The sequence below is a fragment of the Flavobacterium polysaccharolyticum genome (assembly GCF_038739875.1).
GTDB classification, from domain to species: domain Bacteria; phylum Bacteroidota; class Bacteroidia; order Flavobacteriales; family Flavobacteriaceae; genus Flavobacterium; species Flavobacterium polysaccharolyticum.
Genome location: NZ_JBCGDP010000002.1, coordinates 343865 through 367629 on the forward strand (window position 1 = coordinate 343865; position 23765 = coordinate 367629).

A 23765-nucleotide genomic window follows, 5' to 3' on the forward strand; every position below is an offset into this window, starting at 1 on the left:
TTTATTAAAATTGTAAATTAACTCCCAACATAAATGTTTTTGCCTGAGGATAATACCCTCTGTCAATTCCCATTACACCACCACCAATCTCAGGATCGTATCCAGAGTATTTTGTAAAAGTGAATAAGTTCTCAGCAGTAAGATACACTCTCGCTTTAGCTATACTAGCTTTGTCAAGAACACTACTAGGCAAAGAATACCCAAATTGAATGGTTTTGAATCGGAAATAATCACCATCTTCTAAATAAAAATCAGAAGGATTATTGAAGTTTTTATTAGTATCATTTGTGGTTAATCTTGGGAATGTATTTGAAGAACCTTCTCCTGTCCAACGACCTAATGCTTCGGTTTGATAGTTAGCATTAGCAATATCTAATCTGCGTAATCCTTGAAAAATTTGATTACCAGCTACTCCTTGACCGAACACTAACAAATCGAAACTTTTGTATTCTAAATTCAAAGTGAAACCATACGTAAAATCAGGTAATGGACTTCCGATAAAAGTTCTGTCATCGGCTGTGATAGTTCCGTCACCGTTTACATCTTTCCAGCGAAAATCTCCTGGAACCGCTCCTGGTTGAATCAATTGTCCTGAACTGTTAGTATTCGCATTAACTTCAGCTTGATTTTGGAAGATACCATCTGTTTTGAATCCAAAGAAAGAATTAACGGGTTGTCCTACTTGTGTCCTTGTGATAGGATAAGTACTAGATTGGAAACCTACTCCTCCTGATAAAAAATCAATTCCATTTCCTAAATAAGTTACTTCGTTTTGTACATAAGACAAGTTGGCATTTGCAGAAATAGATAAGTCTCCTATTTGTTTTTTATAGCCTAATTCTACATCAAGACCTTTGTTGGTCATATCCGCTACGTTACCTACTGGGCTTCCTGTTGATCCTACATAACCTGGTAGAGTTACATCTTGTAAAATTCCAGTGGTTTTTTTAGTATACAAATCAAATCCTAAATTGAAATCATTAAACAAACGAGTTTCAAAACCAACGTTAAGCTGACTAGTTTCCTCCCATTTCAAATCTGGATTAGAAGGTGCGTTTGGACTATTACCTACAGTTACTGAACCAGCATTTCCGAAGGTGTAATTTCTTCCACCACCAATAGTTGCTAAATATCTAAAATCTCCAATAGCATCATTACCTGTGATTCCGTAACCTCCTCTGAATTTCAATAAGTTTACAATCTCGTTTTCTTTCCAAAATTCTTCTTTAGAAACTACCCAACCCAATGAGAAAGAAGGGAATGTACCATATTTGTTATTAGAACCAAAGCGAGAAGAACCATCTCGTCTAATAATACCCGTTAGTAAGTATTTTTCATTATAATCATAGTTCAATCTAGAGAAAATAGACGTTACGATATGCTCGGAACCGGTATAAGCATAAGCGTCGATTTGATCTTGTGGTACACTAAAATTAAAGGAAGCATCTTTGTAACTAGTTACAGGAATATTAAAATATGTCACTCCATGTCCGCTAGTAATATTATCTACATAAGCACCTTGTCCTAATAACACACTGAAACTGTGATTATTTATTTTATTGCTATAAGAAGCAGTGTTTTCGATATTCCATCCAAAACCTTTGTTGGTACTTCTGAAAATATTGTTTTTCAAATTGATAGTAGATGAATTCAAATAAGAAACCGGTGTAAAACTTTCGTCGCCCCAATAGGCTAGTTTACCTCCAAGAGTACTTCTTACTTTTAACCCTTTGATAGGCTCAACTTCAAGATAAGCATTCCCTACAAAATTATCTGACCAACTGTAATTGCCTAATCTTGTTTGAATGTAAGCTAATGGATTGCTCATTTCTTGTCCAACAAAATTTGAAATTCCATAAGGATTTCCGTTTTTATCTCTGAAAATTCCATTATTGGTATATGGAGCCGCACCAGCAATCACTGGGTCAGTAACCACTATAGGTGTAATTGGATCTAAATTGATGGCTGAACTTAATGGTCCACCAAATTCACTATTGGTATTTCCAATCCCCACATTTTTCTCTCTTGAATATCCTAAAGTTTGTCCAAAAGTGATGCCTTTAGCAATTTTGTGAGTAGAGTTCAAACGAATGTTTTTACGGATGTAATTAGAAATATCTGTTGCTACAATACCTTCTTGATCTAATAGACCAAACGAAACGAAGTAGGTTGATACATCATTACCGCCTGTTAAGCTAATTTCATGACCAATTCTCTGAGCGTTGTCATTAAAAATAGCATCCTGCCAATCTGTTCCTTTTCCTAGTGCACTCGGATTAGGAAACAAAATTGATTGATTAGCAGCTGCATGTGCTTCGTTATTCAATGTAGCATATTGCGTAGCATTTAGTAACCCTAATTTTCTTGCTGGTGAAGAAACGCCTGTGTAACCTGTGTAGCTTACACTCACTTTGCCTGATTTTCCTTTTTTGGTAGTCACCAAAATTACCCCAGTTGCAGCTCTAGCTCCATAAATAGCTTGAGAAGCTGCATCTTTAAGGACCTCGATAGACGCAATATCAGATTGATTCAAATAACCAATTCCTCCTGCATCAACTACCACACCATCAACTACCCAAAGCGGCTCATTATTACCGAAAGTAGTAATCCCCCTAACTCTAATCGTAGCTGAAGAACCTGGCTGTCCAGAATTGGCCGCAATAGTCAAACCAGAACTTCTTCCTTGCAGAGCTTGCTCAACGCGAGTTAATGGTAAACTTTCCAGTTCCTTAGCTTTAATACTAGAAATCGCTCCAGTTACTACGCTTTTCTTTTGAGTACCATAACCAACAACAACAACTTCATGTAATTCTTGAGATTGGGACTTTAATTTAAAATCAATTTCTGTTCTTCCATTAATTGCTTCTTGTACTGTGTTGTAACCAATAAAGCTAACAACAAGTGTACCGTTCGAAGGAGCTTTAATTGAAAAACCTCCATCAAAATCTGTAGTTGTTGCTGCTTTTGTCCCTTTTAAAGCAACGGTTGCTCCAGGAACTAAAAGTCCATTTTCGTCTACTACTTTCCCTTTTACTACAGCTTCTTGAGCAAAGCCATAGAAGGAAAATAAGAGTGACGAAAAACAAAAAATAAGTGTTTTTGTAAATTTCATTTTTCTAAAAATTTTGGTTAATTAATTTGTAATTTCTCGCAATACTACAGGTTTTTTTTTGTGATTCACATTTAAAAATCCTTACAAAAACACATCAATTACCAAAAATAAACTTTACAAAAACTTATCAAAAAAAACACAAAATATTCATTTTCAATATTTTGATTTTACAGTAATGCTATTTTAAAAAATTACAAAAACTAAAAGAAACACTACATTTGTATAGAAAACAGCATTTTTGATATTTTAACAAAATTTAAACAATAAAAGTCCCCGTTTGAATCATTTTCAAACAAAAAGAAAACGTTTGCGTATAATCATCGAATTTTTAGCCCCATTACTTTATGATGAACAACTTCAAAAAAAAATTATATTCTTTTATACTCCTCTTATACATTTCAAGTTTACTAAGTCAAGTAAAAAGCATAGGACTCCCTGATATAAAAAATTACAACCGATCCGACTATAAAGGAGGTACACAAAACTGGGCCATCGATCAAGATAAAAATGGAAACCTTTATTTTGCGAACAACAATGGACTATTTCAATTTGACGGAACCACCTGGCGTAACTATAAAATGACTAATGCAGATGCTATTAGATCTGTTAAAATAGATCCTAGTGGTAAAATTTATGTTGGAGGATACAACGAATTTGGCTATTTCGAGCCTAACGAAAAAGGGAGGCTAATCTATCATTCCCTAACACATTTGGTAACCAAAGCAAAAATCAAAACCATTGACTTTGTATGGAAAATCCATTTGTTTGATAAAGGGGTAGTTTTTCAAGCTTTTTCAAAAGCTTTTTACTTTAAAAACAATACTATCCAAACGATAAATGCACCCAAACGTTTCCAATTCTCGTTTTTGGTCAATGGAAAATTATATTTACAAGATATTGCGAATGGTCTTTTGGAATACAAGAACAAAAGTCTTCATACGCTACCAGGCACAAAACAGCTTAATCCTACGGAAATTTGGAGTATTATTCCTTTACCTGATGATAAACTTTTAATCGCAACTTTAAATAAAGGACTTTTCACCTATGCTAATAATTCCTTACAGCCTTGGAATACCGAAACCAATGCATTTGTTAAAAAAAACAGCTCATTAGGAGGCATTGCCATCAAGAATAAATTCATAGTAATCAATACCGTTCTAAATGGAATCATCGTTTGTGACACCAACGGAAAAATCATTCAACATATCAACCACAAGAAAGGATTGCAAAACAACACTGTTTTAACCTCCTTCATAGACAACAAAAACAATATTTGGCTAGGACTAGACAACGGAATTGCTTTTGTCAACGAGAACTCTCCTTTTACCTATTTTGGATTCAGTTATGACATCAGTACCGTATATGCTTCTATCGTACATAATCAAAATCTTTATGTGGCAACCAACAGAGGAGTCTTTTATCACAGTTGGAGTCAAAACTTCAAAGAAGATGTTTTCAAATTAGTGGAAGGAACCACCGGACAGTCATGGAACATTCAAGTGATAGACAATCAATTATTATGTGGAAATAATAATGGAGCTATGGTAATTCAGGGAGATCGTGTGAGCCAAATTTTGGACGTCAAAGGCTATTTTGGCTTCAAAAAAATACCTGGAAAGGACAATTTTCTGATAGGTTCCAACTACAACGGCTTTGCCTTATTCGAAAAAAAAGGAAACAATTGGAACTATCGCAATCAAATTTCGGGATTTGATAATTCATCTAGTACTTTTGAAATAGACGAAGAGACAGTTTGGTTAAAAAAAGATGGGCTTTTATACCAAATGACTTTATCTCCAGACCTGAAAAGTTATGCAAAAATAAAAACACACAAAGCAATTACCAAAAACTATTCTGGCATCGGAAGTATTCAGCGTATTAATGGCAAAGTGTACTTTCAAACCAAAAATCACTTCTTCAAATATTCAAAAGACCAAGAAACCTTTTATGAAGACAAAACCATTAGTGCTCTTTTTCAAAAAATACCAACGGTTAATCTAATTTATGAAGATCAACTGGGTAATATTTGGTACACTTACGGACAAGGATTGGGCATGTTACAAAAACAGAACAATCGCTACCAAAATAGTGTCGCGCCATTTTCAAATCTAACTGGTGAACTAGTTAGTGACTACCTATCAATAAACACCATTAATCAAAAGAATATTTTTATTGGTTTAACCAATGGATTAGCTCATTACAATCCTGAACAAGCTAGCAGTTTTGTAACAATACCCAAGGCATATATCCGAAATTTCACCTTCCAAAAAGATACCTTACTTTTAGGAAACGGGCAAAAAAACACAACAAAATACACGCTCCCTTATGCTTCAAATCATGTGCAATTTTCATTTTCATCACCTACATACGAAAACCTTGACAACGTAGAGTTTTCATACAAACTTGAAGGTTTTGATGAAAAATGGAGTCCTTGGTCGAGAATGTTCACCAAAGAATACACCAATTTGAGTGAAGGAAGTTATGAAATGAAAGTAAAAGTTAGAAACAGTTATGGTGTACAATCAAAAGAGGCAACCATAAAATTTAGTGTTCTACCTCCTTGGTATCGCCACTTTTTCGCTTACTTACTATATTTAATTGCAGCAATTGCGGTAATAGTTTATGTTCAAAAAACAGTAAAAGCAAAAATCAGAAAAAACAAATATTATGAAACTGTCGAACAAAGACGATTGTATCTAGAAAAAGAATCCAAAATTCGACAAGAGCAATACATATTAGAAAAAGAAATAGAAAAATTAAAAAATGACAAACTAAAAATTAAAATATTAGCAAAAGACAAAGAGCTGGTTAGCAACTCTCTCCAAGTAGTCAAAAAGAATAAAATACTCAATGGTATTATCCATAAACTAAAAGAAATCAATCATGATAATTTGGATGAAACCTTGAAAACCCAATTCACCAAACTCCAAAAAAGCATCATAAAAGAAGTAAATTCCGATAAAAGCTGGAAAGACTTAGAAAAGCACATTAAAAATGTGCATTATGACTTCTTAAAAAGATTAAAAGAGCAATATCCAACCATTACCCCAAGAGAATTAGATTTAGCTACTTATCTCTTGATGAATATGTCGACTAAAGAAATAGCAGAAATCATGAATATTTCCAATGGCGGTGTCGAATTAGCGAGATATCGACTACGCAAAAAATTAGAACTCAACAAAAAAGAAAACCTAATTGGATTTCTAATGAAAATTTAATCCAACAAAAAACGCAACTTGATAAGTTGCGTTTTTTGTTATAAAAAATTCAAAGTTCGCTCTAAAGCCATTCCTCTGGACCCCTTTATCAGCAGAGTGATATCAGATAAAGGATAATCTATCAAATAAGCAGAAAAGCCATCAAAAGTAGCGTAAAATTGAAAATTTTCTTGATCTATTGCACAATCAAAGAAAGATTTACCAATAAAAAAACAACGAATATCAGGGACAACAGAAAGACGTTGAACAATTTGTTCGTGTTCGAATAGACTTTCTTCACCAAGCTCAAACATATCCCCTAAAACTAAGACTTTGTTAGGCTTATCCAATTGAATAAAATTATCAATAGCAACTGCCATACTACTCGGATTAGCATTATACGCATCTAATAAAATGGTAGTAGATCCTTTTACAACCATTTGTGATCGATTATTCTCCGGAATATAATTCTCTAAAGCTTCTTTTATTGATTCTAAAGGCACTTTAAAAAAAGTTCCAATAGCCAATGCTGCATTGATATTATTGGCGTTGTACAAACCTATTAAATGAGTAACAATTGAAAAACCATTATATGTTATGGTTACAAAAGGATTAGCCTGTACCGAAGTAATAGCAATATCCGCTTCTGATTTGTTTACCCCAAAAGTATACGAAGAAAGCTGTTTTGACTTTTCCACTTGAATGGGATCTTCAAGATTTATAAACGTAGTTTTATTAGCAAAAGATAAATAAGCATACATCTCGCTTTTTCCTTCAATCACACCTTCAACCCCACCAAAACCTTCTAAATGTGCTTTCCCGAAATTAGTAATATAACCATAATCAGGCGTCGCCAACTGACAAAGAAACTCAATCTCTTTTTTATGATTTGCTCCCATTTCTACGACACCAATTTCTGTTTCTTTAGTAAACGAAAGTAAAGTCAAGGGAACTCCAATGTGATTGTTTAAATTACCAACTGTGGCTTTAGTGTTGAACACTTTGGAAAGAACAGCATGAATCAACTCTTTTGTAGTCGTTTTTCCGTTACTTCCTGTCAAAGCTATAATAGGAATTTTGAGATAGTTTCTATGAAATTGAGCTAATTGCTGTAATGCCAATAAACTATTATCTACCAAAACCGTCCTCTCATCTATATAATAATCTGAATTATCAATAAGAACAAATTTAGCACCTTTACTTAGAGCCTCAGCAGCAAATGTATTGGCATCAAAATTATCCCCTTTGATGGCTACGAATAATGAATTAGGCAAAATTTTACGTGTGTCAATAGAAACTGATTCACACTGCAAGAATAGGTTATGAATGCTAGCTATATCCATAATAAAAAAGAATTAAAACAATAAAAGCCCTAATCAAAGGGCTTTTATTGTTAGTATAGTATTGTAAATTAATTTCTTGGCGATCTACTTTTTTGCGCTTTGGCACCAACACTAGACATTGCGCATCTAAATCCGATATAATCCGTTGCCATATCTTGTGGCAAATATCTTCTTTGAGCTGGATCTAACCAATACGCTCTATCTCTCCAAGAGCCTCCTTTGAAAACACGAACTTCATCATTAATCAAAGTTGTTCTTTTACTAGAAGAATCATATTTTCTAGACATTTTTCCTAAACTATCAACGGCAACATTATGTTTTGGAGAATTATACATTTTACGTGCATCTTTATCAGCTTTAGTTTCTTCACCTGTGTTTCCGAAATCATAAAAACGAGTAGATTGCTTATCACCATCTCTATAGTTGATGTTATCACTCTTATCAAAATTTTGTCTCAAATAAGTTTCATTTTGATCTACAGGCACTTGTGCGATTTGACCTGGATAGGCTCTAGCAACTAATTTACCATTACTCAAAGTATCGTACTCAATAGTTTTAGTAGTTACAATCTCAATTTTACCATCTTTACCAATTTTATTTTTAGTGTAAAGATTCCCTCTATAATAATTAAAATCATTCCACTCATTATCAATAATAGGACGATAAACATCGGCAACCCATTCAGCAACGTTACCAGCCATATCATACAAACCAAAATCATTGGCTGGATACTTTTTCACTTGATTAGTGATATCAGCTCCGTCATCAGACCAACCAGCTATACCACCATAATCACCATTTCCTTGTTTGAAGTTGGCTAATTGATCTCCTTTACTAACGCGTTTACCAGAGCGAGTATAGCTACCAGACCATGGATATTTCTTTTGACCTTTATAAATATTGTATTCTCTTTGTCCTACGTCAGCAGCGGCTGCATATTCCCATTCAGCCTCAGTCGGCAAACGGTACTCAGGTAATAAAATACCCGAAGAACGTTGAGCGTAAACATTTTTTTGCTCTGCTACTTTACCATCTTTTCCAGCTTTTGGGGCTTTTCTTTTAGATCTTTCTTTAAGAACAATTTCTTCATTTCCACCATAAACAGAAGTTGGAGAAGCTAAATACGTTTCAGAACTGAAAGGACTTTCTGCAGATACATCAGTTAGTTTTGCGTTTTTCTTTAAAAATCCTGTTTTCTCAAGCATACTTTCGTTAACGCGATCAGTTCTCCATTTAGCAAACTCATTCGCTTGAATCCAGTTTACACCCACTACTGGATATTCAGCATAAGAAGGATGTCTTAAGTAATTATTAGTCATCGTTTCATTATACCCTAAACGATTTCTCCACACTAAAGTATCAGGAGAAGCTCCTTCGTAAATGTTTTTATAATTTTCTTCAGTAGGTGGAAAAACTTTTTTCAACCATTCTAAATACTCTAAGTACATAGAATTGGTCACCTCAGTTTCATCCATGTAGAAGGACTGAACGTGCTGTTGCGTTGGAGAGTTGTTCCAATCGTGCATTACATCATCTTGAACTCTACCCATAGTAAAAGTTCCTCCTTCTACGAAAACCAAACCAGGGCCAGCTTGATTTTTGTTTTTAGCAGCAACATTTTTCTGACGATCTAAGTTCCATCCAGTTGCTCTTGAAGCATTACTAGAGCTAGACTTCTTACTACAACTAGCTAATCCTGCAATCAATAAAATTGATGCGATCAATTTTAAGTTCAAAATTTTCTTTACTTTCATACTATTAATAGGTCATAATTTGGTGTCGCAATATAAGAATTAACCTTTTACCTACAACACCAATATTTAATAATTTTAATGGGGCTAATTAAATTTATTCAATCCCTGAACACCAACGCAAAAATATATTTTTTATTATTAAAACCTAGAGTAATTAAATTATTTTTACCCATTAAAATATTTACCTCTAAAGTTCGTTACAATCAAAATGAAAAATAGATTATTGACATGGTTATTGCTAGCGCTTCCTTTTTTTACTTTCGGACAGTACAGCGGTACCATTGTAATTAATTGGTTTCCTACCAAAAAAATCAACTTTGGAGATTACTGGCTTAGAATCCCAACTTTTGACAACAATGCCTTTCAATTTGACCCATTAACCAAGACCATTCTCTATAGCAGTCCATTAAAAGAGAGTTCAACCGAAGGAAGCGTCATTATAAATAACATAACCTACGAAACCATATCTAACGAAGAACTGGGAGATGTATCGCTTTCAAACTTATCTTCAACACTAAATGAGAAGATTTTTACCACTACTTCAAGAGATCTTACCAGAGCTTTTTTAAGGTTCTCTCCTATTATTAAAGACAATTTTGGAGTTAAAAAAGTCATTTCAATATCCTATACAGTAGTACCAAATTCAAACCGAACAGCTATAACAAACAAAACCGCTAGCACACAATCTATAACTAATTCTGTTTTAGCCTCAGGCAATTGGTACCAATTTCAAATTAAAAAATCGGGAGTTTACAAAATCTCAAGAGGTTTTTTACAGCAACTAGGCTTGTCAGTCAATTCAATAGACCCAAGAAGAATCAAAATATATGGTAATGGTGGAAAAATGATACCCCTGACCAACAACAATTCGTACCCACTAGACATTGAGGAAACGCCTATTGAAGTAATTGGTGAAAATGACGGAGTCTTCAACAATGAGGACTATGTTCTTTTTTATGGTGAAGGAACCGACACATGGAATACAGAAAGCAAAACCTTTAACAACCTCTACGAAGACCAATCCTATTATTATATCACTACTGATGGCGGATCTGGAAAAAGAATACAACCACTTACTCAGCCTTCTGGCAATCCAACCTTAAATTTATCGACTTTTGACGACACACAATTTCATGAATTAGACCAAATCAACATTGGACAACTAGGCAGGCAATGGTTTGGTGAAAAATTTGACATCAACAGCGAACAAGAATTTGATTTTGACTTCCCTAATATTGACACAACAGTACCTGTAAAAATCAGTACAGAAACTGCTTCAGCTGCCTTCACCACGACCTCATTCCTTGTTTCTGTTAACAACTCCCCCATTGGAACCATAAATTTTCCTGCGCTAACTAACAATTCTGGAATTTCTTTTTACACTGGCAACCTTCCAAATACCGCTACTTTTTTAGGCTTCGAAAAAAACAAAATAAAATACACCTACAATAACGGAGGCGTTCCAAATGCAATTGGCTACTTAGATTACATAAAAGTGGTAGCCAAAAGAAGACTAGTGGGGTATGGAAAGCAATTTCATTTTCAATACGACAATGCTTTTTCTACAAGTGGAATTGTTGAATATGTACTTTCCAATGCCTCAGCTGTAAATCAGATATGGGATGTAACTGAACTCAATGCTATTAAAAAAATTGAAAACAACAATCAAAGTCAATTCAGCTTTAAAGCCAATTTAGGTGAAATCAGAAAATATATCGCTCTCGATTCGAATAATTTTTTAACTCCATCTATTTCGAAAAGACCAAAAATCGTCAACCAAAACATAAAAGGAACTATTTTCAAAAACAATCAGGGTCAATTTCAAGACATCGATTATGTAATTATCACACCAAATTCTTTGATTAATCAAGCCGAAAAACTGGCTACTTTTCATAAAAACAATTCCAATTTGAATGTAAAAGTAATCCCAACCGAAGCTATTTATCACGAATTTTCCTCTGGAAAACAAGATATTGGAGCCATTCGAAATTGCATCAAATACATTTATGACAACGCCTCTACTCCATACAAAAGAATTAAGTACGTCAACCTTTTCGGGGATGCTTCTTACGATTACAAAAACAGAATCAATAACAATAGCAACATTGTTCCTATTTTCCACTCGTTCAGAAGTAATGCGACAGGAGAATCTTCTTTTGCTTCAGATGATTTTTTTGGTTTAATGGATACCAACGAAGGAAACATAACATCTAATTTTGGAGGAATTGATATCGCTGTTGGCCGAATGATTGTAGACGACACTAAGCAAGCCGAAGAAATGGTGCAAAAAGTAATTGACTATCATGACTTAAAATCCTACGGAAATTGGAGAAACAACTTCATACTTATAGGAGATGATTCAGATGTGTCCTCGGATGCAACATTACAAGATAAACAAAACAATTTAGGCGATTTAATCACAACTGAAAAACCATTTCTTAACGTCTCCAAAATATTACTTGACTCGTACGTACAAGAATCATCAGCTGGAGGATTTCGTTACCCAAAAGCTAGAACAGATTTATTTAATGCCTTCGAAAAAGGCGCTTTGATCTTCAATTATTTAGGACATGGTGGCGAAGACGGATTGGCTGTAGAACGTATTTGGGAAAAATCAGACGGCCAAAACTTAAACAATCCTTTCAAATACCCACTATTCGTGACGATTACCTGTGAATTTTCTAGATTTGACAATCCTTTGCGTCCAACTGCAGGCGAATATACGTACTGGAATCCAAAAGGTGGTGCTATTGCCATGATTACAACAATACGCTCTATAGGGCAATTTAGTGCAGAGAATTTTAATCCATTATTGACTAGAAATTTGCTGTCATTTGGCTCGAACACCTACGTTTCGATGGCAGAAGCCCTCAGAATTTCAAAAAACACAAATCCAAATTCATCTACAAATGTTGTGGTTTTTATTGGCGACCCTGCACTGCAACTCGCCATTGCCAAACCTAAAATCAACCTAACTAAAGTGAATGATGTTTCTATTTCACAACCAATTGACGACTTCAAGTCATTAGCAAAAATGAAAATCTCTGGTGAAGTAGCAGATGAAAACAATAATATATTACCCAATTATAATGGAGAAATCGCAACAATTATAACTGACAAATCAGTCACAAGAAACACACTTAACAATGATGGAAACAGTCCTAGCATTTCATTTTCGGCTTTAGGAGAAGCCATCTTCCGAGGAAATGCAACAGTAAAAAACGGTCAATTTGAATTTAGCTTTGTCGTTCCAAGGGATATTCGTATTCCAGTTGGAAATGGAAAAATCAGTTTTTATTCAAAAAAAGACAATGCTCTTGAAAACCAAGCCGGACAAAACACAACTATTAAAATAGGAGGAATTAACGAAAATGCTATTGCAGACAATATTAGTCCAAAAATGAAGTTATATATGAATGATGAAAATTTCGTTTCTGGCGGAACTACCAATCAGTCTCCTATATTAATAGTACAATTAGAAGATGAAAATGGAATTAATACCGCCAGCGGAATAGGTCATGACATTGTTGCCATTTTAGACGGAGACGAAAGCAATCCATTTATCTTAAATGATTATTACGAAACCAAATTGGATGATTTCACCTCAGGAACCATTAGATTCCCATTTAGAAATCTTTCAATTGGACTTCATACGATAACTATTAAAGCATGGGATGTTTATAACAATCCTGTTATTAATGAAATTCAGTTTTTGGTAGTAGGAAATGAATCTATAAACCTTACAAACGTTTTGAATTATCCCAATCCTTTTGTAAACTATACCGAGTTTTGGTTCACACACAACAGGCCATTTGAACCCTTAGAAGTACAAGTACAAGTCATGACAATTACAGGGAAAGTAGTTTGGACAAAAAATCAAATCATAATTACCGAGGGATTTTTGTCAAGAGAAATCAAATGGGATGGAAAAGATGATTTTGGTGACCGACTAGGAAAAGGAGTATATGTTTATAGATTGACCGTCAAATCATCATTAAACAACAAAAAAGCTGAAAAAATAGAAAAATTGGTTATCCTTTAATTTAAATACTATATTTGTTTAATGATTTTAATAACGTAATGAAAAAATTAATTCTGATTTTTATTGGCGTAGTAACAACCAACGCAATAGCACAAGATAGAACAATTACAACTGGAGTCCCTTTTCTACAAATTGCAGCCGATGCAAGAGCAGCAGGTATGGGAGATATTGGAGTAGCTACTTCTCCAGACACTTATTCACAACAATGGAACCCCGCGAAATATGCGTTTGCCATAGACAAACAAGGATTTTCAGTGAGCTACACTCCCTACTTAACCGACATTGTAAACGACATCTCCCTAGGTCAAGTCACTTATTACAATCGTTTCAACGAAAGAAGTGCATTTGCCGGCAGCATTCGCTATTTCGGTCTAGGTGAAATAGAACTTAGACAAGATGCAAATGATCCAGCAAGACTAGTTTCACCAAACGAATTTGCAATTGACGGCTCCTATTCCCTTCACTTAAGCGATTATTTCTCGATGGCTGTGGGAGGGAGATTCATTCATTCTAATTTAAAAGTTGCTTCAGACAACGGTGATGCTTCGCCAGCTAGTACATTTGCTGTAGACATAGCGGGTTATTATCAATCAGAAGAAATAGCCTATTCGGACTTTAACGGAAGATGGAGAGGTGGTTTTAATATTCAAAACTTAGGACCAAAAATAAGCTACGATAATGATGAGTTCAACAATAACTTCTTACCTGCAAACTTAAAGATCGGTGCAGGTTTCGATTTTATTTTAGATGAATACAACAAAGTTGGCGTAAATCTAGAATTCAATAAGCTATTAGTTCCAACACCTCAATTCGAAAGTACAGATACCACCGATGAAGCTAATCAAAAAACAGAAGACTATCGCAAAATAGGATGGGTTTCTGGTGTCTTTAAATCCCTTGGGGATGCACCAGGAGGCTTTAACGAAGAACTAAAAGAAGTTACCTACGCATTGGGAGCCGAATACGAATACCAAGATTCTTTCTCATTACGTTCTGGATATTTTCATGAAAGCGACCAAAAAGGAGCAAGAAAGTTCTTCTCTCTAGGAGCTGGTTTCAAATATAACGTAGTCAAAGTAGATGTATCCTATTTGTTTTCTGCGTCAAAGGTTAAAAATCCTTTAGAGAACACCCTACGCTTTTCTTTAACCTTCAATTTTGGCGACAAATACGAAAATTATTAGAAAACACATTAAATTGGTAACAAATCCAAATTTCAAACGCAACAGCCTTGAAATTTGGATTTTTTTTCCTCAAGAATAAAAATAAGATTTCACTAAAAACTTCTTCAAAAGTAAATAGTGCCTACACAAGAAAATTTAGAATCATGAAAGAAATTAATATCTCTACTTCATTCAAACAATTTGAGTCGATAAATGAATTACCCAATGAAATTCAAGACTTAATGCAAGAAGCGATTACTATTCGCAAAAACGCTTATGCACCTTATTCGAATTTTAGAGTAGGAGCCGCCATACTTTTAGAGAACAACAAAGTAGTATGTGGATCCAATCAAGAAAATGCAGCATATCCATCTGGTCTTTGTGCGGAACGGGTGGCTATTTTTTATGCTGGAGCGAATTATCCAGGATTGAAAATAAATAAAATGGCCATTACCGCAGCTTCGGACACTAACCCGACCACTGAACCTATCCCTCCATGCGGCGCTTGCAGACAATCCATAGCCGAATATGAAATCAAACAAGACCAACCAATTGAAATTTATTTTATGGGAGAAACAGGTATAATCTACCAATCTGATTCTCTTAAAAACTTACTTCCTTTTATGTTTAACAAAAAATTCCTCTAATCAGAATAAAAACTGGTTGTTAAATTTTATTGCTTACTCGGAATGTCTTATTTTTGCATTTCGCAAATTTGTGTTGAATTAGAAGTTCGGTTTACAAAAACCTTAATTCAAAATAATAAATTTTACACCATTTCGAATAGTATTAACACTTACAAAAGAATTATTTCAGATGAAAGAAGTTACGAAAGAAGTATATTTAAAGTGGTATGAAGACATGCTTCTTTGGAGAAAGTTTGAAGACAAACTAGCTGCTCTATACATACAACAAAAAATAAGAGGTTTTCTTCATTTGTACAATGGTCAAGAAGCCGTTTTAGCAGGAGCACTCCACGCTATGGATTTGACAAAAGACAAAATGATTACCGCCTATAGAAACCACGTACAACCAATCGGAATGGGGGTTGACCCAAGAAGAGTAATGGCTGAACTTCTAGGCAAAGCTACAGGTACTTCAAAAGGTATGGGAGGCTCTATGCACATTTTCTCAAAAGAACACCGTTTCTACGGAGGACATGGAATTGTAGGAGGACAAATCCCATTAGGAGCTGGTTTAGCTTTTGGAGACAAATACAACAACACTGGAGGCGTTACCCTAACCTACTTTGGTGACGGAGCTGCTCGCCAAGGTTCACTTCACGAAGCGTTCAACATGGCAATGCTATGGAAATTACCAGTAGTTTTCATTGTAGAAAACAATGGGTATGCAATGGGTACTTCAGTAGAAAGAACTGCCAATCACTCTGACATCTGGAAATTAGGTTTAGGTTACGAAATGCCTTGCGGTCCTGTTGACGGAATGAACCCTGTGAAAGTAGCCGAAGCAATGACTGAAGCTATTGAAAGAGCAAGACGTGGTGACGGACCAACATTCTTAGAAATGAAAACATACCGTTACAGAGGACATTCAATGTCTGATGCTCAATTGTATCGTTCTAAAGAAGAAATCGAAGAATACAAAAAAATAGATCCAATTACTCAGGTTTTAGATGTAATTATGGATCAAAAATTTGCAACAGAGGAAGAAATCGAAGTGATTGACCAACGTGTAAAAGATTTAGTAGAAGAGTGTGTGAAATTCTCAGAAGAATCTCCATACCCTGAACTACAACAGTTATACGATATGGTATACGAAGAAGAAAACTATCCATTCATCCCTCACAAATTATAATCCATTATGGCAACAATTATTACAATGCCTCGTTTGAGCGACACTATGACGGAAGGAACGGTAGCAACTTGGCTTAAAAAAGTAGGTGACAAAATAAATGAAGGAGATATTCTAGCTGAAATCGAAACAGACAAAGCAACAATGGAATTCGAATCCTTTAATGAAGGAACGCTATTATATATTGGAATACCAGAAGGAGAGACTGCACCTGTAGACTCGCTACTTGCTATTATTGGAGCAGAAGGTGAAGATGTAACTACCTTAATTGCTGGCGGAGCTACTGCTCCTGCAACAGCTGCAGCTGAAACTCCAAAAGAAGCAACTACCACTCCAGCAGCAACTACTACCGCTACAGAACTTCCAAAAGGAGTAATCGTAGTGACTATGCCTCGATTAAGCGACACTATGACCGAAGGTACCGTTGCAACTTGGTTAAAAAAAGTAGGTGACACCATTGCTGAAGGAGACATTTTAGCTGAAATCGAAACAGACAAAGCTACAATGGAGTTTGAGTCTTTCAATGCTGGAACTTTACTTTACATAGGAATTCAAGAAGGAAATACAGCACCTGTTGATAGTCTTTTGGCTATTATTGGCCCTGCAGGAACTGATATTACTGGAGTAGCAGCTGGCTTTACTGCTGACGGAACTACTGCTGCACCTGTAGCAACAGAAACAGCAGCTGCACCAGCAACTACAGAAAAAAACATTGAAACTATTCAAGAGCCAAGTGCTGACGGACAAAGAATTTTGGCTTCCCCTTTAGCTAAAAAATTAGCTTCAGAAAAAGGTATCCAATTATCACAAGTAAAAGGAAGCGGTGAAAATGGACGTATCACAAAAAGCGATATCGAAAACTTTACGCCACAATCAAATACTGCTCCTCAAGCAGCTCCACAACAAGCACCAGCTGCTAAAACTGAAACTGTGGCAGCTCCAAAACCTTATGTTCCTGCTGGACAAGTAGCCACAGAAGAGATTAAGAATTCTCAAATGCGTAAGATTATCGCAAAACGTTTGTCAGAATCTTTATTCACAGCACCTCATTATAATTTAGTAATTGAAGTAAGTATGGATGAAGCTATGAAATCAAGAGCAGTAATCAATACTGTGCCAGATACAAAAGTTTCTTTCAACGATATGGTAATCAAAGCAAGTGCTTTGGCATTAAAGAAACACCCAAAAATCAATTCACAGTGGAAAGAGGATGCAATCACTATCAACTATCACGTAAATATTGGTGTAGCAGTAGCTGTTGAAGATGGTTTAGTTGTCCCTGTATTACCTTTTACTGACGGTATGAGTTTATCTCAAATTGGTGCAAGCGTAAGAGATTTAGCTGGAAGAGCAAAAAACAAAAAATTATTACCTACTGAAATGGAAGGAAGTACTTTTACCATTTCTAATTTAGGTATGTTTGGAATTACTGAATTCAACTCTATTATCAATCAACCAAATTCAGCTATTCTTTCTGTAGGAGCGATTGTTGAAAAACCTGTAGTGAAAAATGGACAAATTGTAGTTGGTAACACTATGATGTTATCGTTAGCATGTGACCATAGAACTATTGATGGAGCGACAGGCGCTCAGTTTTTACAAACATTAAAACAATACATTGAAAACCCAGTAACTATGTTAGCATAACAAAAGTTTTCTTTATCATAAAATCCCGTTTTGAACTTTCAAAACGGGATTTTTTTACTTATTCTTGGCTTCAATCCACTTGGACATGTATTTTGTACTGGCGAGCGTATGATGTTGCAAAAGGGCACCATAAAAATTATTCCGTCGATACTCCTCAATGGCTGACAACAAATGGTGTAATCGTTCTACAAAAACACCTTCAAAAAGATCCTTTTGATATCTTTTATTCAAAATAGAAAAACCATATTGTTGTGATGTAAGCCAGATGGATTTATCAGTATACAATTGCACTGCTGCATCCACAAAATCTTCAACAGCATCACTAACATAGCCATTCCAAGGCAAATCTCCCTGCATAGATTCTGCACCAATAGTAGTGGTTACACTAGGTGTACCTGTTTGCATTGCTTCCAATAATTTACCTTTTATACCCGCTCCAAAACGCAAAGGAGCCAAAACTACTTTTGATTGTTGCACTACTTCCTGAGCGTCTTCAGCGCGTCCCATAATAAAAAAATTAGTCTTTGGCTGATGAAGCTGCAGTACCTTTTGAGAAGGATACGCACCGTAAATTTTTAAAGTAGCATTCGGTAATTTTTGAAGAATTTTAGGCCAAATCGCCTCTTTCAAATATTGAACGGCATTCCAATTGGGCTCATGAAGAAAGTTTCCAATAAAGACAAAACCTTCTCGCTCTTCAAAAGAAGGTAATTTTTTCTCAAAAGAAGCTTCGAATCCGTCCAAAAGAATGGGTAAATAAAACAATAACGAGAAATCGATTTTAAAAACAGTCTGCAGAAGATCCATCTCAAATTCGGATATCATTAAAGTCAAATCACATCTCAAAATACTAGCAATCTCTCGCTTTGCAACATCTTCAACTAGCAAATCATTGATGGAAAATGGTCGATTTTGATTAAATGCCTTTTGTCGCGCTATTCGCAAACAATGTAAATCTTCTGTATCTAAAATTCTAACTGCATTAGGACAATTTTCAATAACTCTCCACCCAAACTGTTCTTCAATCATAAATCGATCAAACAAAACCACATTGGGCTGCATTGCTTTGACAAACTCATCAAAACTAGAATCATTTAGCTTTATAGCAACTTTATGAATACCAAACTTTGATAAATCAACCATAAAATCACTATCCTGTGCAGCACTGGCAAAAGTAACTTCACATCCTTGCTTTTGAAACAAACCAATGATTTGCAGCATTCTAGTTCCCGCAGCCGAAGAATTAGGCTCTGGACAAACAAAACCAATTACCAATAGTTTTTTCATATTAAATTAATTGTGGGTACAAAATAATACTATTTCATTCTGATTCTAGCTTTTTGAAAGAAAAATCAAAACTAAAAAGCTAAATTTGTAGTCAATAAATTGAATAATATTATGTTGGGATTAAAATTAGCTACTGACCCACGATGGGTTAATATCGTAGAATCAAATATTGAAGAGATTCTTACCGATCATGCTTGGTGTGAACAAAAAGCGGCTTCCAATGCCATATATATTATCATCAATAATTCAGAAAAAGAAGAATTAGTGACAGAAATGACCAGAATTGCTTTAGAAGAAATGGAACATTTTCAAATGGTTCATAACATCATTAAAGAAAAAGGGTTAACCTTAGGAAGAGAAAGAAAAGATAATTACGTGAATGATTTGGTCAAATTTGCTAAAAAAGACGGAAGCAGAAATGACGCGTTAGTAGAAAGATTATTGTTTGCAGCTATGATTGAAGCCAGAAGTTGTGAACGCTTTAGAGTGCTTTCTCAAAACATAAAAGACCCAGAACTAGCAAAATTCTATCACGATTTAATGGTAAGTGAGGCGGGTCATTATACAACATTTTTGAAGTTTTCCAGACAATATACAGAAAAAACAGATATAGACAAACGTTGGCAAGAATGGATAGATTTTGAAAGTTCCATCATTGGAAATTATGGAAAATCAGAAACTGTACACGGATAAATAACATACACTTTACTTAAAATGGCGATAGATAAAAAAAACATCTTCTTAAAAACAGTAAAATATTTAGGAATAGCATTCGGTAGTATTTTGGTTGTGATGTTCCTTACACCCATTATTTTTTCTGATACAATAAAAGATGAAGTAAAAAAATATGCCAATACCAAACTAGAAGGAGAACTTAATTACGGAGACGCTAATCTATCGTTTTTTAAACATTTCCCATCATTGACGTTGACTTTAAACGATGTCAATTTAAATGGTTCTATTCCTTTTGAAAAAGAAAAATTTGTAACTGCCAAAGAAATCGCTTTTGGTATCGATGTAACAAGTTTACTTTTTGGAAAAGCAGTAGACATTGACCAAATTATTGTAACCGAAGGAAACATCAATGTGAAGGTTGACAAAAATGGTCAAGCCAATTACAATGTGTACAAAGGAAGCGAGGAAACCCCTAAAGAAAATGAAGAAGAAAGCAGTACCGCTTTACAACTTGAAAAAATCGAAATCGTAAACAGTAAAGTAGTTTATGACGACCAATCAACGGCGATTCATCTTGATTTATTTAATTTTAATTATACAGGAAAAGGAGATTTAAGTTCAGACTTATTTGATTTATATTCTAACATTAACATTTCTAAAATGAATTTCATCTACGAAAACGAACCGTATTTGATGAATAAAAAAGTAGAAGGTGATTTAATTACGAAGGTTAATGTAAACTCTTTGTCTTTTGTTTTTGAAGAAAATAATCTGAACATAAATAAATTATTAGTGGATTTCAAAGGTAAATTTGATTTCCTAAAAGACGGATACAATATTGATTTTAACATTAAATCGAATGATAGCGAACTCTATGATTTGATTAATGCCTTTCCTCCAAAATTTATTACCTGGCTAGAAAAAACAGAAATCAAAGGAAAAACCGACCTGCTTTTAACCCTAAAAGGAAAATACATTGCTTCTCAAAAAATAGCCCCAGATTTACATTTGGATTTAAAAATAAAAAACGGTTTTGTCAATTACAATAAAAGTAAATTTCCTGTTTCTAACCTAAATTTAGATTTTAGCGCAAAATTACAATCCCTTGACCCGAACCAGTTGCTTTTAGATGTTAATGGTATTTCTTTGAATATTGAAAAAGAATACCTAAAAGCAAAATGGCACTCTAAAGGAGTTGAAAATATTGAATTGAATGGCGAACTGTACAGCTTCATTGATTTAGAAAAACTAAATAATGCATTAGGAATTCCAAATTTAACCGTAAAAGGACTTTTGACAGGAAAAGGAACAATGAATGGAACGTATAATGCAAAAACCAACAGTTTTCCTATAGCTGATATCGCTATTGATCTTAAAAATGGATTTATTCAAACGGAATTTTATCCAAATCCAATCACCAACATCAATTGTAATGCTACCATAAATAATCAAAAAGGTTCTATCGATGATTTAAAAATTAGGTTACAACCTGCAAGTTTTACTTTTGAACAAGAACCCTTTACAGTGGAGGCTAACTTAGAAAATTTTAAAGATTTGACTTACGATGTAAAGGCAAAAGGTGTTTTAAATATCAGCAAAATATACAAAGTCTTTTCACAAAAAGGATTAGATGTTGATGGCTACATTAAAGCTGATTTAGCTCTTAAAGGAAAACAAAGTGATGCAGAAAAAGGCAACTATAACAAATTGAACAACAAAGGAACATTAGAAGTTAGAAATATTGCGATATCATCATCATATCTTCCAAAAAAGCTTTTAATCAAAGAAGGTATTTTCAAATTCAATCAAGACAAAATGTCTTTCAACACTTTTTTGGCTAGTTACAGTCAATCTGATTTTAAATTAAATGGTTATCTAAAAAATGTATTCAATTTTTTAAGTCCAAGAAAAGGAACACTAAAAGGTGCTTTTACCTTACAGTCAAAATATATTAATGCGGATGAGTTTATGAACACATTAGAAACCAATACTGCGGCAACAAATTCTACCAAAGAAACACCTAATAAAACAACAACCAGTACAGGAGTCATAATTATCCCCAAAAATCTTGATTTGCAATTCAAAGCCATTGCCCAAAAAGTAGATTTTCAAGAATTGCATCTTAGCAAAGCCAATGGTAATCTGAAAATGAAAAACGGTAAATTATACCTTCAAAACACCAATTTTAACCTGATTGGATGTCAAGTAGGAATGAACGCCTTATACGAAAGCTTAACAAGTAAAAAGGCTTTGTTTGAATACCAAATTAAAGCTACAGACTTTGATATAAAAAGAGCCTATAAAGAAGTTAAAATTTTCCGTGAGATGGCAAGCGCTGCTGAAAAAGCACAAGGAATAGTTTCATTAGATTACAAACTTAAAGGCCGTTTAAACGCAAATATGGAACCCGTATTTCCCTCTTTATTAGGAAATGGAGTTTTATCTGTAAAAGATATTAAACTCTATGGAATGAAAATGTTTAATGTAGTTGGAAGCCAAACCAATAACGACAAAATGAAGAATCCTGAACTTTCTAAAGTTGATATTAAAAGTTCAATTAAAAATAACATAATGACCATTGAACGTTTCAAATTCAAATTCGCAGGCTTTAGACCGAGAATAGAAGGAACTACAAGTTTAGATGGCAAACTAAATCTTAAAATGAGACTGGGACTTCCTCCCTTGGGAATATTTGGAATACCAATAACCGTAACAGGCAACAAAGACAATCCAAAAATAAAAATTGGTAAAGAAACCCAAGATTTAGAAGAAACGTTAGATAAAGAAACAGAATAATTAAATTCAAGATTAAAAGTCAATATACATTATTGGCTTTTTTTATTTAAAGAAGTGACTTAAAACATTTCACTTATTTTTATAATAATCACAAATTGTATTAACGTTACAAGATCTACAATTCGGAATAGGTCTGCAAATCAATCTCCCATGAAAAGAAATAGCCATTCCTATTTCTAACCAAATTGAAGAATCTAATTTTGAAAGTAATTGTTGCTCCATTTTATCCGCGTCTTTAAAACATAGGACAATACCCAATCTTGGTGCAACCCTCAAGACATGCAAGTCGACCATAATACCATTAGGATTATACCCTAATTCCTTTAGAATTACATGAGCTGATTTCCTCCCAATCCCTCTAAATCTAGTCAAACCCGATATTGTTTTTGGTAAATTTTTATCATTAAATTCTTTTGCTAAATCAATAATCCAATTTGCTTTATTCTTAAAATTAGTAATAGAATCCAAAAGGGGATACAAATCGGCAACATTAATCGACATTAAGGAGAACCAATTTGGATACTTTTCAAAAAAAGGGACAGTCAATCGATTAATATTTTCATCAGAATCTTGAGCGGCTAAAATAACCATAACAATAAGTTCATAACTATTCTTATAATGCAGAGGATGTGGTTTCCCTTTATAACTTAAAATTAATGGTTCTAACAAAATAGACCAATTACGATCGTCAAATAAATCCATAAACACATTCTTTAAGTCAATGATAAAAAACATTAGTAAGATAAAGTTAAATCATTTATATCCACTATTTTCTTAACCAATAGATTAATACAAGAAAAAAACTAAATAAAAAAACCCCTTCATCATCTGATGAAGGGGTTCTTTAAAGAAAGGCGGCGACATACTCTCCCACAAATTGCAGTACCATCTGCGCAGGCGGGCTTAACTTCTCTGTTCGGAATGGGAAGAGGTGAGC

The 23765-nt window shown here is 34.3% G+C and carries 13 protein-coding genes and 1 rRNA gene; 8 read left to right on the forward strand and 6 right to left on the reverse strand.

Features of this window, described 5'->3' with window-relative positions; all coding sequences use genetic code 11:
* Positions 1 to 4 precede the first annotated feature (4 nt).
* Positions 5 to 3112, reverse strand: a complete 3108-nt coding sequence (locus WFZ86_RS03420; RefSeq protein ID WP_342690626.1) for a SusC/RagA family TonB-linked outer membrane protein — start codon at positions 3110 to 3112, stop codon at positions 5 to 7.
* Positions 3113 to 3456: 344 nt separating this feature from the next.
* On the opposite strand from WFZ86_RS03420, the gene WFZ86_RS03425 reads away from it, so the two are divergent.
* On the forward strand, positions 3457 to 6330 hold the full coding sequence (locus tag WFZ86_RS03425; protein WP_342690627.1) for a triple tyrosine motif-containing protein: 2874 nt from the start codon (positions 3457 to 3459) through the stop codon (positions 6328 to 6330).
* Positions 6331 to 6368: 38 nt separating this feature from the next.
* Here the strand turns inward: WFZ86_RS03425 and WFZ86_RS03430 are convergent, their stop codons facing one another.
* A complete protein-coding gene (locus WFZ86_RS03430) occupies positions 6369 to 7652 on the reverse strand; it encodes a UDP-N-acetylmuramoyl-tripeptide--D-alanyl-D-alanine ligase (protein ID WP_342690628.1) in 1284 nt (427 codons plus the stop codon).
* Between the two features lie 68 nt (positions 7653 to 7720).
* A complete protein-coding gene (gldJ, locus tag WFZ86_RS03435) occupies positions 7721 to 9406 on the reverse strand; it encodes a gliding motility lipoprotein GldJ (RefSeq protein ID WP_342690629.1) in 1686 nt (561 codons plus the stop codon).
* Between the two features lie 208 nt (positions 9407 to 9614).
* On the opposite strand from gldJ, the gene porU reads away from it, so the two are divergent.
* The 5 genes from porU (at position 9615) to WFZ86_RS03460 (ending at position 18070) form a co-directional block, all read left to right on the forward strand.
* Positions 9615 to 13448 (forward strand): type IX secretion system sortase PorU, encoded by a 3834-nt coding sequence (gene porU / locus WFZ86_RS03440; protein WP_342690630.1) that lies wholly within the window; start codon positions 9615 to 9617, stop codon positions 13446 to 13448.
* A gap of 38 nt (positions 13449 to 13486) precedes the next feature.
* On the forward strand, positions 13487 to 14632 hold the full coding sequence (gene porV, locus WFZ86_RS03445) for a type IX secretion system outer membrane channel protein PorV (protein WP_342690631.1): 1146 nt from the start codon (positions 13487 to 13489) through the stop codon (positions 14630 to 14632).
* Positions 14633 to 14775: 143 nt separating this feature from the next.
* Complete coding sequence (cdd, locus tag WFZ86_RS03450; protein WP_342690632.1) at positions 14776 to 15258, forward strand: cytidine deaminase; 483 nt, start codon at positions 14776 to 14778, stop codon at positions 15256 to 15258.
* A 169-nt stretch (positions 15259 to 15427) separates the two neighbouring features.
* Positions 15428 to 16426: a pyruvate dehydrogenase (acetyl-transferring) E1 component subunit alpha gene (gene pdhA / locus WFZ86_RS03455; protein ID WP_342690633.1), complete on the forward strand. Its 999-nt coding sequence runs from the start codon at positions 15428 to 15430 to the stop codon at positions 16424 to 16426.
* 6 nt (positions 16427 to 16432) lie between these two features.
* Positions 16433 to 18070 (forward strand): 2-oxo acid dehydrogenase subunit E2, encoded by a 1638-nt coding sequence (locus WFZ86_RS03460; RefSeq protein WP_342690634.1) that lies wholly within the window; start codon positions 16433 to 16435, stop codon positions 18068 to 18070.
* Positions 18071 to 18124: 54 nt separating this feature from the next.
* Here WFZ86_RS03460 and WFZ86_RS03465 read toward each other — a convergent pair whose 3' ends face one another.
* Entirely contained in the window at positions 18125 to 19357 is a 1233-nt protein-coding gene (locus WFZ86_RS03465; protein WP_342690635.1) for a glycosyltransferase, read from the reverse strand.
* Between the two features lie 111 nt (positions 19358 to 19468).
* Here WFZ86_RS03465 and WFZ86_RS03470 point away from each other — a divergent pair, with 111 nt between their 5' ends.
* Together WFZ86_RS03470 and WFZ86_RS03475 are read left to right on the forward strand one after the other, a co-directional pair.
* Complete coding sequence (locus WFZ86_RS03470) at positions 19469 to 20050, forward strand: MiaE family protein (RefSeq protein WP_342690636.1); 582 nt, start codon at positions 19469 to 19471, stop codon at positions 20048 to 20050.
* Between the two features lie 21 nt (positions 20051 to 20071).
* The gene (locus WFZ86_RS03475) at positions 20072 to 22828 is read left to right on the forward strand and encodes an AsmA family protein (RefSeq protein ID WP_342690637.1); all 2757 of its coding nucleotides are present in this window, start codon (positions 20072 to 20074) and stop codon (positions 22826 to 22828) included.
* Positions 22829 to 22897: 69 nt separating this feature from the next.
* Here WFZ86_RS03475 and WFZ86_RS03480 read toward each other — a convergent pair whose 3' ends face one another.
* Positions 22898 to 23530, reverse strand: a complete 633-nt coding sequence (locus WFZ86_RS03480; protein ID WP_342690638.1) for an endonuclease III domain-containing protein — start codon at positions 23528 to 23530, stop codon at positions 22898 to 22900.
* Positions 23531 to 23677: 147 nt separating this feature from the next.
* A 5S ribosomal RNA gene (rrf, locus tag WFZ86_RS03485) occupies positions 23678 to 23765 on the reverse strand; the annotation flags it as partial.

Bases quoted from the DNA above. Each gene is read 5' to 3' on its own strand.
- WFZ86_RS03420 (WP_342690626.1), bottom strand. From the start codon at position 3,112: ATGAAATTTACAAAAACACTTATTTTTTGTTTTTCGTCACTCTTATTT.
- WFZ86_RS03425 (WP_342690627.1), top strand. From the start codon at position 3,457: ATGATGAACAACTTCAAAAAAAAATTATATTCTTTTATACTCCTCTTA.
- WFZ86_RS03430 (WP_342690628.1), bottom strand. From the start codon at position 7,652: ATGGATATAGCTAGCATTCATAACCTATTCTTGCAGTGTGAATCAGTT.
- gldJ (WP_342690629.1), bottom strand. From the start codon at position 9,406: ATGAAAGTAAAGAAAATTTTGAACTTAAAATTGATCGCATCAATTTTA.
- porU (WP_342690630.1), top strand. From the start codon at position 9,615: ATGAAAAATAGATTATTGACATGGTTATTGCTAGCGCTTCCTTTTTTT.
- porV (WP_342690631.1), top strand. From the start codon at position 13,487: ATGAAAAAATTAATTCTGATTTTTATTGGCGTAGTAACAACCAACGCA.
- cdd (WP_342690632.1), top strand. From the start codon at position 14,776: ATGAAAGAAATTAATATCTCTACTTCATTCAAACAATTTGAGTCGATA.
- pdhA (WP_342690633.1), top strand. From the start codon at position 15,428: ATGAAAGAAGTTACGAAAGAAGTATATTTAAAGTGGTATGAAGACATG.
- WFZ86_RS03460 (WP_342690634.1), top strand. From the start codon at position 16,433: ATGGCAACAATTATTACAATGCCTCGTTTGAGCGACACTATGACGGAA.
- WFZ86_RS03465 (WP_342690635.1), bottom strand. From the start codon at position 19,357: ATGAAAAAACTATTGGTAATTGGTTTTGTTTGTCCAGAGCCTAATTCT.
- WFZ86_RS03470 (WP_342690636.1), top strand. From the start codon at position 19,469: ATGTTGGGATTAAAATTAGCTACTGACCCACGATGGGTTAATATCGTA.
- WFZ86_RS03475 (WP_342690637.1), top strand. From the start codon at position 20,072: ATGGCGATAGATAAAAAAAACATCTTCTTAAAAACAGTAAAATATTTA.
- WFZ86_RS03480 (WP_342690638.1), bottom strand. From the start codon at position 23,530: ATGGATTTATTTGACGATCGTAATTGGTCTATTTTGTTAGAACCATTA.